Origin of the sequence: Bradyrhizobium sp. SZCCHNRI2009 (assembly GCF_032485115.1) — a bacterium.
In the GTDB taxonomy this organism is placed as follows: Bacteria; Pseudomonadota; Alphaproteobacteria; order Rhizobiales; family Xanthobacteraceae; genus Bradyrhizobium.
Map to the genome: position 1 here is coordinate 251,891 of NZ_JAUEUH010000001.1, position 13,776 is coordinate 265,666.

A 13,776-nucleotide genomic window follows, 5' to 3' on the forward strand; every position below is an offset into this window, starting at 1 on the left:
AACCCATGAAGAAGCTGCTCTATGCGGTCGCATCGCTCGCGATTTTGATGGCCCCGGCGCAGGCCGAGACCAAATACCGCTTCGCCATCGTGCCGAAGGCGATGAACAATCCGTTCTTCGACGTCGCGCGCGACGGCTGTCTGAAGCGCGCCAAGGAGCTCGGCAATGTCGAGTGCATCTACAAGGGCCCGGTCGAGCACGAGCCGGCCACGCAGGCGCAGATCATCCAGGACTTCATCACCCAGAAGGTCGACGGCCTCGCCATCTCGGTCGCCGACGTTCCATCGATGACGAAATCGATCGAGGCGGCGACGGCGGCCGGCATTCCCGTCATCACCTTCGACGCCGATGCGCCGGGCTCGAAGCGCATTGCCTATATCGGTACCAACAACAAGGACTTCGGCCTCGCGCTCGGCAAGCAGCTCCGCGAGCTCCGGCCTGAGGGCGGCAAGTACGCCGTCGTCTCCGGCGGTCCCGGCGCCAAGAACCTTGCCGAGCGCGTCGACGGCGTGCGCGAGGCGCTGAAGGGCTCGAAGTGGACGGAAGTGGCGGGCTCGCCGACCTTCTGCAACGACGATCCCGCGCTCGCCGTGCAGCAGATGGCCGATCTGCGCACCGCGACGCCGGATCTCGGCGCCATCGTGCCGATCGGCGGCTGGCCGATGTTCGCGCCCGAGGGCTACAAGGCCTTCGTCAACAAGAACCGCAAGGACATCGACGCTGGCAAGCTGACGCTGGTCGTTGCCGATACGCTGAAGATGCAGCTCGAGCTGCTGCGCGACGGCTATTCCAACGCGCTGACCGGCCAGCGTCCGTTCGAGATGGGCGAGAAGGCGATGGACACGCTGCTCGCGATCAAGAAGGGCGAGAAGGTGCCGGAGGTGATCTACACCGGCCTCGACCTCGTCACCAAGGACAACGTCGCCAAGCTTTTGAACTGAGTTCCTCCCGGGGAAAACCTGGCGGTCCGGCAACCGGCTTCGGCCGGCGGCTGGGCCGCCCTTTTTTGCTTGGGGATGCTTTTGGTACCCGCGGACCGGACATGACGGTTGTGATCAATCGAAACGCTGCGGCGTACTGGATGCCCTGCTTGCGCAGGCAATGACGACAGAGGCTGGAGCGGCCGCCTGCACTCGACTACGGGCACAATTGACAGACGGAAATATCTGACTTAAGTCAGATATTATGCTCGACCCCATCTCCCGCGTCCGCCGCTTCAACCGCGCCGTCACCTCGGAGGTCGGCGCGCTCGACACCTCGTTCCTCGGGCGCGGTCGGCCGCTCGGGGCGGCCCGCGTGCTCAATGCAATCGGCCATGGCCGCAGCGACGTGGCCGAGCTGCGCGACTATCTCGCACTCGATTCCGGGCTGATGAGCCGGCTGCTGCGCAGCCTGGAGGAGGAGGGGCTGGTGATGACCAGGCCGCATCCCGACGACGCGCGCCGCCGCATCGCCAGGCTCACAGCCGCCGGGCGGCGCGAATTCGAGGCCTATGAGACGCTCTCCAACGCTCAGGCCGAATCGATGCTGGCGCGTCACGGGCAGCCCGAAGCGCTCTTGGCGGCGATGGACCTGGTCGCGGCCGCGCTGGGACGCAGCCGCATCGCCATCGACGAGGTTGATCCGCGCGGCGAGCAGTCGCGCTACTGCCTCGGCGAGTACTACGCCGAGCTGTCGCGGCGCTTCGAACGCGGCTTCGATGTGTCGCTGTCGCGCGATCCCGATGCCTTGGACATGATGGCGCCGCGCGGGGCTTTCTTCGTGGCGTTGTCCGACGGCCTGCCGCTCGGCTGTGTCGGGCTGAAGGGCAGCGGCGGCGATGTCGCCGAGATCAAGCGGCTCTGGGTCGCGCCCGCCGCGCGCGGCCTCGGCCTCGGCCGCCGCCTGATGGACGCGGCCGAAGAGGCTGCCCGCACGCTCTCGATCAGCATTCTTCGCCTCGACACCAACAGCGCGCTCGCCGAGGCCGTCCAGCTCTATCGCCGCGCCGGCTGGACGGAGATCGACCGCTTCAACGACGATCCCTATCCGGACCTGTTCTTCGAGAAGCAGCTCTAAGATTGATCTCGCGCGGCGCCTGCGCCCCGCCGTTCTCCAGTCCAGCCACGGACCAGATCGCCCTGTTCGGCGTTAAGCGATGAGCAACTGGTAGGGTGGTGGAATGCGGGCCTTCGGGGGAGCTTGCGACGGAAGGGCGCGCCTTGAGTCCGATTCGTTGCCCGATCCTGCCCCAATTGCGGCGAGGGGGGCCCGATGACATGAGGACGCGCCTTCGCCTCACTTCACCCCAAGACATGATCGAGCGTATAGATCGTCCTGCGCCGATCGCGCCGGCGGAACAGCAATAACGAATTGGGATAGGGCATGGTGACACGATCCACGGCGGCTCAGAACCTTGCAGCGATGCGGCGTCGGGGAGCGGTCCTGATGACTGTCGCGGCCGCCACCGTGCTGGCTCTGCAAGGTTCCGAGGCCCGCGCGCGACAGGCACGTCCGGCGCCGGTGATCGAGGCGACGGCGCCGCGTGCGCATGGCGATCCGATCATGGCGATCGTGTCGATCAAGACCCAGAAGGTGACGTTCTACGACGCCGATGGCTGGATATGGCGCGCACCGGTGTCGACCGGCGTCTCCGGCCGCGAGACGCCGGCCGGCGTGTTCGCCATCATCGAGAAGGACAAGGACCACCACTCGACTCTTTACGACGATGCCTGGATGCCGAACATGCAGCGCATCACCTGGAACGGGGTGGCGCTGCATGGCGGGCCGCTGCCCGGCTATGCCGCCTCGCATGGCTGCGTCCGCATGCCCTACGGCTTTGCCGAGAAGCTGTTCGACCGGACCTGGATCGGCATGCGGGTGATCATCGCGCCGGGTGACCCGGCGCCCGTCGAGTTCTCCCATCCCGCCCTGTTCGCGCCGAATGCGCAGGCGCTCGCCGCGGTGCCCTCGCGGGCCGCGACGCTCGGCCGCGAGGCCGAGGACGCCGCCAGGAGCGCCGACGAGGCCAAGGCGGCGGCTGCCGCGGCCGATCGCGAGGCCAAGGCTCTGAAGGCGTCCTTGCGCAAGCTGGAGCAGGCCAAGGCGCGCGCCGAGGCCGAGCTCAAATTCACCGACAGGAAGCTGGCCGCCGCCAAGACCGATCAGGCCAGGACGCTGGCCGAGGATGCGAAGCAGAAGGCCGCCGCCAAGGCGACCGACGCGGCAGCGCAGCTCGAGGCCGCGAAGTCGGACGCGACCGCGAAGCTCGCTGCGGCGACCTCGACCAAGGATGCCGCCAAGGCGGCGGCGGCCAGGAAGGCCGATGCGAGCAAGGCTGCGACGGACGCCAGGCTCGCGACCGAGCCGGTCTCGGTCTATATCAGCCGTTCGACGCAGATGCTCTATGTCAGGCGCAACACGCACAAGCCGGCCCCCGATGGCGGCGGCGAGGTGTTCGACACCTCGATCGAGGCGCCGGTGACCATCCGCGATCCCGACCGGCCGATCGGAACGCATGTGTTCACCGCGGTGGCGCAGAACGGCGCGGAGCTGCGCTGGACGGCGGTGACCATCGACGACGGCGACACCGCCAAGGACGCGCTCGACCGCATCACCATTCCGAAGGACGTGCTCGACCGGATCGCGCCGACGGCCGTGCCGCGCTCCTCGATCATCGTCTCGGACGAGCCGCTGTCGAGCGAGACCAATTATCGGACTGAGTTCGTCGCGGTGCTGAGCAACCAGCCGCAGGGCGGCTTCATCACGCGCCGGCCGACGACCAATGTCGACGTCGTCGCCAGCGGGGACGAATATGACGACGGCTTCGGCAGCTTCTTCCAGCGCAGCTGGGATGGCCAGCCCGTCGCGGCGCCGCGCCGCCGCGGTCCGCCTCCGACCTACTACCGGCCGGTGCAGCCGGGCTGGTGGTGACCAGCCGGGCTGATGCCTGACCGCGATTCGCGGGTCAGGCCGGATGGCCCTTCAAATCAGTTGCGACCTGCGGGGATGATGCCGGGCCACTGCATCAAGAAAGGCTGCGGCTCGTGCTGCGCCTCGGTCGCGCGCGCCACGCGCCTGACACGGTGAGGCCTGCGGGAGATCGAGCTGGTCGCCTCGCGAGCGGTCTCGATGCGCGTCAACTGCTGACGCATCTCGCCGGTGGAGGTCCGGAGCTGCTCGATGGTCATGTCGCTGTTCGCGGCCGCGGTGCGCAGCCCGCTCAGCTCGGTTGCCGCATCTTCCTGGGCGCCGCGGAGGCGGATCGTCTGGCGCTTCAGCAGCGCGAGATCGGATTCGATCTTGTCGGCCGTATCGCGGCGGCGCGCCTCGGTCTCGTCGGCGGCGGTGCGCAAGACGGCCAGGCCCGTTTCGGCCGTGGTGAGGCTGGCGCGCAATTGCAGAAGCTCGCCGGAGGTGTCGCTCTGGCGGTCGCGCAGCTGGGCGGTCTCGGCCTTGAGCTGCGCCAGCTCCGAGGTCAGCGTGGCGACGCGGCTCTCGAGCGAAGGCGCTCCGGTGCCGAAGGAGAAGCTGTTGGCGCCGCCGCTGCTCCACCACATCGCACCGGCGCTGGCTACGAGCGCCAGGCTCAGGACAATTCGTAGAGAGGCCGTGCCGCTGCTCGGCGGGGCGTCCGGCGTCTTGGTGGATCTGCGCATCGACGGGTCTCCGGGATTTGATGGAGACAATTATGATCATATTAAGGTTGCCAATGTTCTAAGCGCGCGGCTCCGGCGGAACATTTCATCCACGTAGTTTTGCGGGAATGGGCTCTCGCAGCCTCGAGTTGTGAGCATGACCGGCGGCGCTCAGGAGTGCCGATGCAGGGACGGCGATGATCCGGCCCGGATCGCTGGCATGCAAATCGGATCCGTCGGAAAAGGCTTCGTGCGTCTTCGGGATCGTGATCTAAATCGCGCATGTCCGACATTCCGCCCACCGCCGCACCGCCGGCATTTGACGTGCTCGCCGAGGCCATCGGGCAGCGCCGCTCGGTCTATGGCCATATCAGCGGGCTCAGGATGGATCGCTTCGCGCCCGGCGAAGCCTGGTCGACCCTGCCTTATCGTCCCGTGTTCGTCGGCGACAGCGAGACCGGGGTGATCCATGGCGGCGTCGTCACCGCGATGCTCGACGAGAGCTGCGGCATGGCGGTGCAGCTTGCGCTCGACGGCAGCCGGGCGATCGCCACGCTCGATCTGCGCATCGACTATCAGAAGCCGGCGACCCCCGGTCTCGACATCAAGGCCCATGCGGTCTGCTTCCGCGTCACGCGCTCGATCGCGTTCGTGCGCGCCACCGCCTATCAGGAGGAGGAGACCGCACCGGTCGCCACCGCGACCGCCTGCTTCATGATTGGCGCCAACCGCACCAACATGCTGACCGACCGGGCGGCCTTCGACGGCGTGCCACCGCCGCTCGACGCCCCGGACGATCCGGCGGGGCCGTTTCCCACCAGTCCGTTCGCGCGCTGCCTCGGCATCCGCTTTGCCGAGAACGACACGCTGGTGATGCCGTTCTCGCGCCGGATCATCGGCAATCCCGTGCTGCCTGCGATCCATGGCGGCATGACCGGTGCGTTTCTCGAGACCGCAGCGATCGTCACCGTGATGCGCGAACTCGGCGCCACGGCGCCGCCGAAGCCGGTCGGCCTCACCATCAACTATCTGAGGTCGGGCCGCGCGCTCGACACCGTCGCATCGGCGTCGATCGTCAAGCAGGGACGCCGCGTCGTCGCCTTCGAGGCCCGCGCCTGGCAGGACGATGCGACGAAGCCGATCGCCACCGCCTTCGGCCATTTCATGCTACGACCCGCGCCAGGGCAGGAGCAGGATTGAGGGAGACCGGGTCGCGAGACACGATCAGGCCTTGCGCAGGATCTTGTCCATTGCCTTTCCCCGCGCCAGCTCATCGACCAGCTTGTCCAGGTAGCGGATCTCCCGCATCGTCGGTTCCTCGACATCCTCCACGCGGACGCTGCAGACCATGCCCTTGATCAGGGTCCGCGCCGGATTCATCGCTGGCGCCTGTGCGAAGAAGGTCTCGAAGTCCGTCTGACGCTCCAACCGGATCTCAAGCTCGCTTTGGCCATAGCCCGTCAGCCAGCAGATCACCTGATCGACCTCTGCCTTGGTGCGTCCCTTCTTCTCGGCCTTCGCGACGTACAATCGGTACACGCTCGCGAAGCTCGTCGTGTAGATGCGGTGTTTGGCCATGCTGACTCCATCGGATCGGCGGCGAGGCATGTCGGGTCTGCGAGGGGCGACGGCGCGGCAAAAGCGCGTGCTTCATGTCCGTGTTTCGGATCGTCGGACAGCACGTTCGTTCGCACATGCCGGAAACGGACGCTAGCCCGGCAGGAACATCGGAAACGACACCCCGAGCGACCACGCCAGGATCAGGCCGAGACCGAGGCCTTCGGCCATCGGCGAGCAGGTCCTGCGGCCGACACAGCCGCCGATCAGTCCGAACACGATGAAGAACAGCACGATCACGGGGATGATGATGAGCAGGAAGAACAGCCGCTTGAGGTCGAGCGCGACTGCCCCGCCCAACGAGGCCAGGAAGGCGGTGCGGATCCACACGGTGCGCCACAGCGCGGCGTGGCCGCCCCTGTTGGCGATGCAGTCCGCCAGCATGTAGGGCACCGCGCCCATTGCGATCGCTGCGATGATCGGCAGGCGCGCCGCGATCGGCATGAACGAGGCGACGTAGCGGTCGAGCGCGCCACCGAAGCCGCAGATGCCGTAGGCGGCCAGCGCCAGCGCCGCGAGCCAGGCCACGCGGCCGAAGTGAACGCCCTGCGCGCGTAGCAGTATGAGCGACAGCGTGCCGTACACGAAGAGATGTACGGCGAGGTAGTCGGCGATCAGAACGGGCAGGAAGCGAGTCTCGACGAACCTCAGGACGATCGGTGTCGTCACCGCCGGCACCAGCGTGGCGATCGCAAGACTGCGCAGCGGAATTGTCGGCGGCGGCGCATCACCCTTCGGCAGCAGCTCGGCCAAGGGCCACGCCAGCAGCACGATGCCGGCGAGCAGCAGCGCGATCGCACCGCCAGTCGAAGCGACCGGGCCGCTGCTGGCGCGGCCGAACGCCCGATCGAGCCAGTCGCGCGCCTCGCGCAGTGCGGTCGTCGAATACAGCACGCTGACGTGTTCAACTCCGGGCGCGACGACGGCGCGGCGTCCGCCATTTGCGGCGGGATCGCCCACGGTGTCGCCCTCGCGCGCGGCGGGATCGGCGAGCCGGAGGTTGCGCAGCGCATCCCGGCGCAGGGCCGCCTCCCATTCGCCTGTGATGATCAGCAGATTGCGCGGCGCGCTCGCCGTGACGGCCTCGGAAAACATCGAGATCGCCACCGTCGCCCTGATACGCGGATCGGCCAGCGCCTGGCGGACGATGATGTCGGAAGCCATCGAGTGTCCGAGCAGGGCGACCTGGCCGTCGTTCCCCGGCAGGGACAGCGCGGCGTCGGTGACGCGGCCGATCTGGCTCATCAGCTTCTTCGTCGTGCCGTCGACGCGCGTGACGTCGCCCGACATCGGCGTCGGATTGCGGCCATGCCCCTCGAAGTCGAACGAGACCGCGACATAGCCCGCGCGCGCCAATGTCAGCGCATAGGCCTCCATGAACTGGCGTGAGCCCGCAAAGCCGTGGGCAATGACGACCACGGGCGACGCAGCCGCGTCGTCGCGCCGATAGACGGTGATGGGGGTGGTGCCTGCCTGCAGCGGGGCGATCGTGATGCCCGCGCGCTCGGCTTCGAGGCGCCAGATCCCGGCGACGCAGAGCGCGAGGCCGGCAAGCGCTGCAGCCAGCAGGGCTGCCCCGCGCAAACCGATGGCGTCTCGTCTGCGCGGCGCAGCGTCCATGATCGGCTCCGTTTGCAGCCGAAACTAGCGCAGGAATTGGTGCGGTAACAGCGACGGCGCAGGCGAGCGGCACCGGCGCAATCGAACGAAACGCACGCCGCTTCGTTGACAACGCCGCCGGAGCGATATTCGGTGACCCCCGTTCAGCGGCGACAAGGAGGATGCATGAAACCGGAAGTCATCTGCCTGATGGCGTCGAGCGTCGACGGCCGGACCCTGCCGAGCCGCTGGCGTCCGAAGGGATCGGGCGATTTGTTCGAGCAGGTGCATGACCGGCTCGGCGGCGACGCCTGGCTGATCGGCCGCGTCACCGGCCAGGAATTCGCCAAGGGCTCGGCCTATCCGGCCGAGACGACGGAGAAATTCCCGCGCACCCATTGGATCGCGCGCCGCGATGCCAAGGCCTACGGCATCGTGCTCGATCCCCATGGCAAGATCTGCTGGGGTCGCTCCGACATCGGCGGCGATCCGATCGTCGTCGTGCTGACCGAGGCCGTGTCGGATGCGCATCTTTCGGGACTGCGCGGCGAGGGCGTCTCCTACGTCTTCGCCGGCCAGGCGAAGCTCGATCTTTCGCGCGTGCTCGAGATCGTCGCGCAGGAGCTCGGCGTGAAGCGCCTGCTGCTCGAAGGCGGCGGCGGCGCCAACGGCGCGTTCCTTCGCGCGGGCCTGGTCGACGAGTTCAACCTCGTTCTGTGTCCGGCGGTGGATGGCGCCAAGGGGGCGCCGAGCGTGTTCGATTCGACGGAAGCCGAGTCCGGCGAGCGTGCCCCGATCACGGCCATGACGCTCGAAAGCAGCACGGCGCTGGAGGGCGGCGCGCTGTGGCTGCGCTACAAGATCACCAACGGCTCGGCCTTGCCGGCCCAGGCAAGTCATGGCTGAGCGGCGAATGCACATCATCATCGTCGGGGCCGGTGCCGCGGGCCTGATGGCGGCGCGCGAACTGGCCCGCGCAGGCCAGCAGGTGACACTGCTGGAGGCGCGCGACCGCTGCGGCGGGCGCATCCATCCGCTGCCTGCGAGCAGGTTCGGATATCGCGCGGATGCCGGTGCGGAATTCATCCATGGCGAGGCGCCCGTCACCCACGCGCTGATGGCCGAGGCGGGGCTCACCTCGACGCCGGTCGATGGCGCGCGCTGGTACGTGACGGATGGCGCGTTCTCGCGCGAGGATCCCGCTGAACGGCAGATGCGCCAGTTGCACCGCGTGGCGCGGCAGCTCGACGAGGATATGACCGTGACGGCGCTGCTCGATCGGCATTTCGCCGGCGCGGAGTTTGCCGCCCTGCGCAAGTCGGTCTTGGGGATGGTGCAGGGCTATGACGCGGCCGATCCCGGTCGTGCCAGCGTGTTCGCGCTGCGCGACGAATGGATGGGCGGCGACCGCGGCGCTCAGGCGCGCATCGTCGGCGGCTACGCGGCGCTGCTCGATCATCTCCTGGCGGACTGCCGGGCGCATGGCGTGGCGATGCTGCTCGAGGCGGTGGCCCGTGCGGTGGAGAGCTCCGATGATGGTGTCGTCGTGCGCTTGGCTGACGGCCGTGCGCAGCGCGGTGATCTCGTCATCCTGACCGTGCCGCTGCCGCTGCTGCGAACCATCGCGCTGCCGCCGGCCATGCGCCCGCAATTGGCCGCAGCCGAAACCATCGGCTTCGGCAACGTCATCAAGCTGCTGCTTCGCTTCGAGCGTCGCTGGTGGCGAGAGGCCCGGACCGAGGACCTTTCCGACATGCTGTTCGTGCTGTCCGATGCCGACGTGCCGGTGTGGTGGACGCAGCATCCGAACGATGACGCGGTGCTGACCGGCTGGCTCGCCGGGCCGCCGGCCGGCGCCTTCGCCGCGTGCGACGAGGCCGCGCTGATCGAAAACGGGCTTTCGGCGCTCGCAGACGTCTTCGTACAGCCGGCGGGCTTGCTGAAGCAGCAGCTCGTCGCGTCGCATGTCACGGATTGGGCGAAGGATCCGTTCGCGCGCGGAGCCTATTCCTATGCGACGCTGACATCCCACGAGGCGCAGGATACGCTTTCGCGTCGGGATGGCGGACGGGTGCTGATCTCCGGCGAAGCGCTGTATCGCGGACGCGACATGGGAACGGTCGAGGCGGCGCTGGCGAGTGGGCAACAAACGGCGCGGCGCATCCTTGCGATGTGATCGAGCCGTGTTCGACACGTTGCGCCCGTGCGCCCACGGCGCTAGCATTCGCCGGTCACCATGGAGAGGATCACCATGCTCGACCACGTCGGCTTCCCTGTCTCCGACTTCGCCCGCGCCAAGGCGTTCTATGCGGCCGCCCTGGCGCCGCTCGGCTATGTCCTGATGATGGAGATCACCGACGCGCAGACCGGCGGCCATGGTGATCACGCCGGCTTCGGCGACGGCCGTCCGGATTTCTGGATCGGCACCGGCGGGACGGCCGCGACCTCGACGCATGTCGCGTTCCACGCCAAGGATCGCGCCACGGTCGATGCGTTCTATCAAGCGGCGATCGCCGCAGGCGGAATGGACAACGGCGCGCCTGGACTGCGGCCGCATTATCACGAGAACTATTACGGCGCGTTCGTGCGCGACGCCGACGGCAACAACATCGAGGCGGTGTGCCACGCGCCGGCGTGAGGGCCGCTCACCCCTCGGGATGAGTCAGGCCATCACCGGCATGTGCTCGGCGGCCGCGGCCAAGCTCGGCGCGACCACGATCTCAAGCTGCTGGCGCAGCCAGCGGTGCATCGGATCTTCGTGGTGGCGCAGGTGCCAGACCATGTACATCGGCATCGCCGGGCAGGGGACCGGCACCGGCGCCACCGCCAGGCCGCGCAGCATGTAGGCGCGCAGCAGGCTCGGCAGGGTCGCGATCATGCGGCTGCCGCGCAGGAACGGGCCGATGCCGCCGAAGCCCGGCACCTGCGCCGCGAACCGCCTGACGAGGCCGCGCTCGGCCAGGACCTCGTCGATGTCGAGCCGGCGCCGCGGCTCGTACAGTACCGTGACATGGTCGCTGGCGAGATAGTCCTCCAGGCTCTGCGGCGGCTCGCGCTGGCTCGCATCGTAGAACACGCGATAGCTGTCCTCGAACAGCCGCTTCTGCAGGATGTCGCTGCCCTCGGGCGGTCGCGGCGTGATGATGAGCTGACAGTGCTCCTCGCGCAGCATTTCCGGCGTCGGTGCGCCGGAAGGGATCACGCGCAGGCTGAGGCCCGGCGCCTGCGCGCGGGCATAGCGCAGCAGCGACGGCAGCAGCAGGTCGCGCTGCAGATCATTGGCCGCGATCGTCACCTGCGCGGAGATTTTCGCCGGCTCGAACGCAGCGGTGTGCGAGAAGCTCCGGAGATCGTCGAGCAGCGCGCGGGCGCGCAGCGCCAGGAGCTGCGCATGCGCAGTCGGCACGATGCCGCGGCCGGACTTCACGAACAGCGGATCTCCGGTGATCGCGCGCAGCTTGTCGAGCAGATGGCTGACGGCCGACTGCGTGACTCCGAGCCGCTGCGCCGCGCGGGTGACCGAGCCTTCCTCGATGACGGCGAGCAGGAGCTGCAGCAGGTGGCCGTCGAGGTCCAAATGATCGAATTGGCTCATGGATCAGATCGGTCGCGCGGCCTTTATTGACGGTGTCTGTCGGCGATATTGGCGGGCACGAACGGCGCCGCGTTTGATCCAGATCAAGCGCGGCCGTCCGAAACACGCCCAGGGGAGGCTCAGATGTCCACCACGTCAGCCCGGCAGCCCGTGCCCGGCACCACCATCTTCGACGGCGAGCAGGCCCGCAAAGGCTACGCCCTCAACAAGATGTGCTACTCGTTCAACGATGCCGCCAACCGCAAGGCGTTCGTCGCCGACGAGGACGGCTATTGCGCCAAATATGGCCTCAATGCACAGCAGCGCGCGGCGATCAGGAACCGCAACGTGCTGGAGCTGATCGAGGCCGGCGGCAACGCCTACTACCTCGCCAAGTTCGCCGGCATCTTCGGGCTCGACATGCAGGACATCGGCGCGCAGCAGACCGGGCTGACGAAAGAGCAGTTCAAGGCCAAGCTTCTGGCGGCGAGGGGGTAATCGTCATGGCAAAGATCGTCGGTTGCATCACCACCTCGCACGTTCCGGCCATTGGCGGCGCGATCGCCAAGGGCCTGCAGCAGGATCCGTATTGGAAACCGTTCTTCGACGGCTTCCCGCATGTCCGCGAGTGGCTCGCCAAGGTCAAACCGGATGTGGTCGTGCTCGTCTATAACGACCATGGCCTCAACTTCTTCCTCGACAAGATGCCGACCTTCGCGGTCGGCGCGGCCGACAGCTACAGCAATGCCGACGAGGGCTGGGGCATTCCGCAGACCGCGCCGTTCAAGGGTGACAGCGAATTGTCCTGGCATTTGATCGAGCATCTGGTGAAGGAGGATTTCGACCTCACCACCTGCCAGGAGATGGTGGTCGATCACGCCTTCACGCTGCCGATGGCGCTGTGCTGGCCCGATCAGAAATGGCCGGTGCGGGTGGTGCCCGTGGTCGTCAACACGGTGCAGGCGCCGCTGCCGTCGGCCGCGCGATGCTACAAGCTCGGCCAGGCGCTGGCGCGGGCGATTCAATCCTGGCCGAAGGACGAGCGCGTCGTCGTGATGGGCACCGGCGGCCTGTCGCATCAGCTCGACGGCGAGCGCGCCGGCTTCATCAACAAGGATTTCGACGAGAAGTTCATGGCCAGCATGGTCGACGATCCCGCCTGGGCGACGAAGTATTCGACCACCGAGCTGGTCGAGCTGTCGGGCACCCAGGGCGTCGAATTGCTGAACTGGATGGTGGCGCGCGGCACGCTGCCGGAGAAGGTCCGCAAGGAGCACGCCAACTATCATATCCCGATCTCCAACACGGCGACGGGACTGATGGTGCTGGAGCCGGTGTAGGGCCCCTGCGAGAGTCTTTTTCGGAAGGCGACGACTGAGAGTCGTCTGCCAACGACGATCACGCGGTATGGGTCTCGGCTCAAGGCCGGGACGACACGGGTGGGCTTGGATAGGCCGCGCCCCACCACTGCTGTCGTCCCGGCGAACGCCGGACCCATACCGCGGATGCTATCGAGGGATGTGGCTGTCAGTGGCTCCCTTCGACCGACTTCCGTGCGGTTGCCCTTACCCCGACCCTCTCGCCGTGAAGAACGGTTGAGAGGGAACGCAGCGTCTGGGCGGCGCGAACACGGATATCAATTCCGGCTGCCACGGCTCCGCTCCTGGCTGATGTTGATGTCAGCTCGCGGTGCCCTCGTCGCCCTGGATATCGGCGATGGCGCGGGTGAGGATGTCGCTGACACGCTTCGCTTCCGCGTCGCTCCAGCCCTGCCGGTGCATCTTGAGCGCCATCTTTAGCGTCTGCACGCTCTGCAGCACCGGCTCCGGCGGGCGCATGCCGCCCATGGTGCGGGCCATGATGCGCAGCCGGCTCAGCAGGCCATCGATGGCGGCTTCATCCTCTTTCAGTGCCTGACGGCCGGCGTCGGTGATCGCGAACAGCTTCTTGCCGCCCTCGGCCGATGCCGCTTCGATCTGGCCCATGTCCTCGAGCAGATTGAGGATCGGATAGACCGAGCCCGGGCTCGGCGAGTACGCCCCGCCGACCAACTGTTCGACCGCCTTGATCAGCTCATAGCCATGGCGCGGCTTCTCACCGATCAGCCACAGCAGCAGGCTGCGCAGATCGCCGGGACCGAAGAAGCGGCCGCCGCCGCCACGCCCGAACTCCTCGCGACCGCCGCGGCGGCCACGCTCGAACAGGCCGGCCGCCCGCGGGCCGAACCCGCCGCCGCGCCCGCCCATGCGCATCTCCTCGCAGGCTTCGTCGAAGCCACGCCGTCCATGACGTCCGCGATGTCCCCAGCCGCGCTCTTGGTTGTCGTCGTCTCTGCGGGAGGGGCCAAACGTCCAATGATGATGTCTCATA

General features: G+C 67.6%; 14 protein-coding genes. 9 read left to right on the top strand and 5 right to left on the bottom strand.

The annotated features are described in order from the left end of the window. The first annotated feature begins 5 nt into the window (after window positions 1–5). The 3 genes from QX041_RS01185 to QX041_RS01195 all read left to right on the top strand — a co-directional run bounded on the left by QX041_RS01185 (window position 6) and on the right by QX041_RS01195 (window position 3,912). Complete coding sequence (locus tag QX041_RS01185; RefSeq protein WP_315715648.1) at window positions 6–941, top strand: sugar-binding protein; 936 nt, start codon at window positions 6–8, stop codon at window positions 939–941. A 244-nt stretch (window positions 942–1,185) separates the two neighbouring features. Beyond that, window positions 1,186–2,058, top strand: coding sequence for a helix-turn-helix domain-containing GNAT family N-acetyltransferase (locus QX041_RS01190; RefSeq protein WP_315715649.1), 873 nt, complete (start codon window positions 1,186–1,188; stop codon window positions 2,056–2,058). 306 nt (window positions 2,059–2,364) lie between these two features. After that, a complete protein-coding gene (locus tag QX041_RS01195; protein WP_316164309.1) occupies window positions 2,365–3,912 on the top strand; it encodes a L,D-transpeptidase in 1,548 nt (515 codons plus the stop codon). 56 nt (window positions 3,913–3,968) lie between these two features. Here QX041_RS01195 and QX041_RS01200 read toward each other — a convergent pair whose 3' ends face one another. Beyond that, window positions 3,969–4,637 (bottom strand): hypothetical protein, encoded by a 669-nt coding sequence (locus QX041_RS01200; protein ID WP_316164310.1) that lies wholly within the window; start codon window positions 4,635–4,637, stop codon window positions 3,969–3,971. Between the two features lie 261 nt (window positions 4,638–4,898). Between QX041_RS01200 and QX041_RS01205 the strand changes: the two genes are divergently transcribed. After that, window positions 4,899–5,816, top strand: a complete 918-nt coding sequence (locus QX041_RS01205; protein ID WP_316164311.1) for a PaaI family thioesterase — start codon at window positions 4,899–4,901, stop codon at window positions 5,814–5,816. Between the two features lie 24 nt (window positions 5,817–5,840). On the opposite strand, the gene QX041_RS01210 is transcribed toward QX041_RS01205, so the two are convergent. Both QX041_RS01210 and QX041_RS01215 read right to left on the bottom strand, forming a co-directional pair. Further along, window positions 5,841–6,194: a DUF2200 domain-containing protein gene (locus QX041_RS01210; protein WP_316164312.1), complete on the bottom strand. Its 354-nt coding sequence runs from the start codon at window positions 6,192–6,194 to the stop codon at window positions 5,841–5,843. Between the two features lie 132 nt (window positions 6,195–6,326). Next, window positions 6,327–7,853 (bottom strand): alpha/beta hydrolase, encoded by a 1,527-nt coding sequence (locus QX041_RS01215; protein ID WP_315826447.1) that lies wholly within the window; start codon window positions 7,851–7,853, stop codon window positions 6,327–6,329. Between the two features lie 165 nt (window positions 7,854–8,018). On the opposite strand from QX041_RS01215, the gene QX041_RS01220 reads away from it, so the two are divergent. The 3 genes from QX041_RS01220 to QX041_RS01230 all read left to right on the top strand — a co-directional run bounded on the left by QX041_RS01220 (window position 8,019) and on the right by QX041_RS01230 (window position 10,470). Further along, window positions 8,019–8,738: a RibD family protein gene (locus QX041_RS01220; RefSeq protein WP_315826446.1), complete on the top strand. Its 720-nt coding sequence runs from the start codon at window positions 8,019–8,021 to the stop codon at window positions 8,736–8,738. Next, window positions 8,731–10,008 (top strand): NAD(P)/FAD-dependent oxidoreductase, encoded by a 1,278-nt coding sequence (locus tag QX041_RS01225; protein ID WP_315826445.1) that lies wholly within the window; start codon window positions 8,731–8,733, stop codon window positions 10,006–10,008. Before QX041_RS01220 ends, QX041_RS01225 begins: the two co-directional genes overlap by 8 nt. Before the next feature lie 75 nt (window positions 10,009–10,083). After that, window positions 10,084–10,470 (top strand): VOC family protein, encoded by a 387-nt coding sequence (locus QX041_RS01230; protein WP_315715658.1) that lies wholly within the window; start codon window positions 10,084–10,086, stop codon window positions 10,468–10,470. A 24-nt stretch (window positions 10,471–10,494) separates the two neighbouring features. Here the strand turns inward: QX041_RS01230 and QX041_RS01235 are convergent, their stop codons facing one another. Next, the gene (locus QX041_RS01235) at window positions 10,495–11,427 is read right to left on the bottom strand and encodes a LysR family transcriptional regulator (RefSeq protein ID WP_315826444.1); all 933 of its coding nucleotides are present in this window, start codon (window positions 11,425–11,427) and stop codon (window positions 10,495–10,497) included. A gap of 123 nt (window positions 11,428–11,550) precedes the next feature. Here QX041_RS01235 and QX041_RS01240 point away from each other — a divergent pair, with 123 nt between their 5' ends. Further along, entirely contained in the window at window positions 11,551–11,904 is a 354-nt protein-coding gene (locus QX041_RS01240) for a protocatechuate 4,5-dioxygenase subunit alpha (RefSeq protein WP_315751972.1), read from the top strand. A gap of 5 nt (window positions 11,905–11,909) precedes the next feature. After that, window positions 11,910–12,746, top strand: a complete 837-nt coding sequence (locus QX041_RS01245) for a class III extradiol dioxygenase family protein (protein ID WP_315751971.1) — start codon at window positions 11,910–11,912, stop codon at window positions 12,744–12,746. Window positions 12,747–13,085: 339 nt separating this feature from the next. Here the strand turns inward: QX041_RS01245 and QX041_RS01250 are convergent, their stop codons facing one another. Then, on the bottom strand, window positions 13,086–13,775 hold the full coding sequence (locus QX041_RS01250; RefSeq protein WP_315715662.1) for a PadR family transcriptional regulator: 690 nt from the start codon (window positions 13,773–13,775) through the stop codon (window positions 13,086–13,088). Window position 13,776: the final 1 nt, after the last annotated feature.

Excerpts from the sequence above, each read along its gene's own strand:
- QX041_RS01235 (WP_315826444.1), bottom strand. The coding sequence starts at position 11,427 with ATGAGCCAATTCGATCATTTGGACCTCGACGGCCACCTGCTGCAGCTC.
- QX041_RS01225 (WP_315826445.1), top strand. The coding sequence starts at position 8,731 with ATGGCTGAGCGGCGAATGCACATCATCATCGTCGGGGCCGGTGCCGCG.
- QX041_RS01230 (WP_315715658.1), top strand. The coding sequence starts at position 10,084 with ATGCTCGACCACGTCGGCTTCCCTGTCTCCGACTTCGCCCGCGCCAAG.
- QX041_RS01190 (WP_315715649.1), top strand. The coding sequence starts at position 1,186 with ATGCTCGACCCCATCTCCCGCGTCCGCCGCTTCAACCGCGCCGTCACC.
- QX041_RS01210 (WP_316164312.1), bottom strand. The coding sequence starts at position 6,194 with ATGGCCAAACACCGCATCTACACGACGAGCTTCGCGAGCGTGTACCGA.
- QX041_RS01240 (WP_315751972.1), top strand. The coding sequence starts at position 11,551 with ATGTCCACCACGTCAGCCCGGCAGCCCGTGCCCGGCACCACCATCTTC.
- QX041_RS01220 (WP_315826446.1), top strand. The coding sequence starts at position 8,019 with ATGAAACCGGAAGTCATCTGCCTGATGGCGTCGAGCGTCGACGGCCGG.
- QX041_RS01195 (WP_316164309.1), top strand. The coding sequence starts at position 2,365 with ATGGTGACACGATCCACGGCGGCTCAGAACCTTGCAGCGATGCGGCGT.
- QX041_RS01185 (WP_315715648.1), top strand. The coding sequence starts at position 6 with ATGAAGAAGCTGCTCTATGCGGTCGCATCGCTCGCGATTTTGATGGCC.
- QX041_RS01200 (WP_316164310.1), bottom strand. The coding sequence starts at position 4,637 with ATGCGCAGATCCACCAAGACGCCGGACGCCCCGCCGAGCAGCGGCACG.
- QX041_RS01250 (WP_315715662.1), bottom strand. The coding sequence starts at position 13,775 with ATGAGACATCATCATTGGACGTTTGGCCCCTCCCGCAGAGACGACGAC.
- QX041_RS01215 (WP_315826447.1), bottom strand. The coding sequence starts at position 7,853 with ATGGACGCTGCGCCGCGCAGACGAGACGCCATCGGTTTGCGCGGGGCA.
- QX041_RS01245 (WP_315751971.1), top strand. The coding sequence starts at position 11,910 with ATGGCAAAGATCGTCGGTTGCATCACCACCTCGCACGTTCCGGCCATT.
- QX041_RS01205 (WP_316164311.1), top strand. The coding sequence starts at position 4,899 with ATGTCCGACATTCCGCCCACCGCCGCACCGCCGGCATTTGACGTGCTC.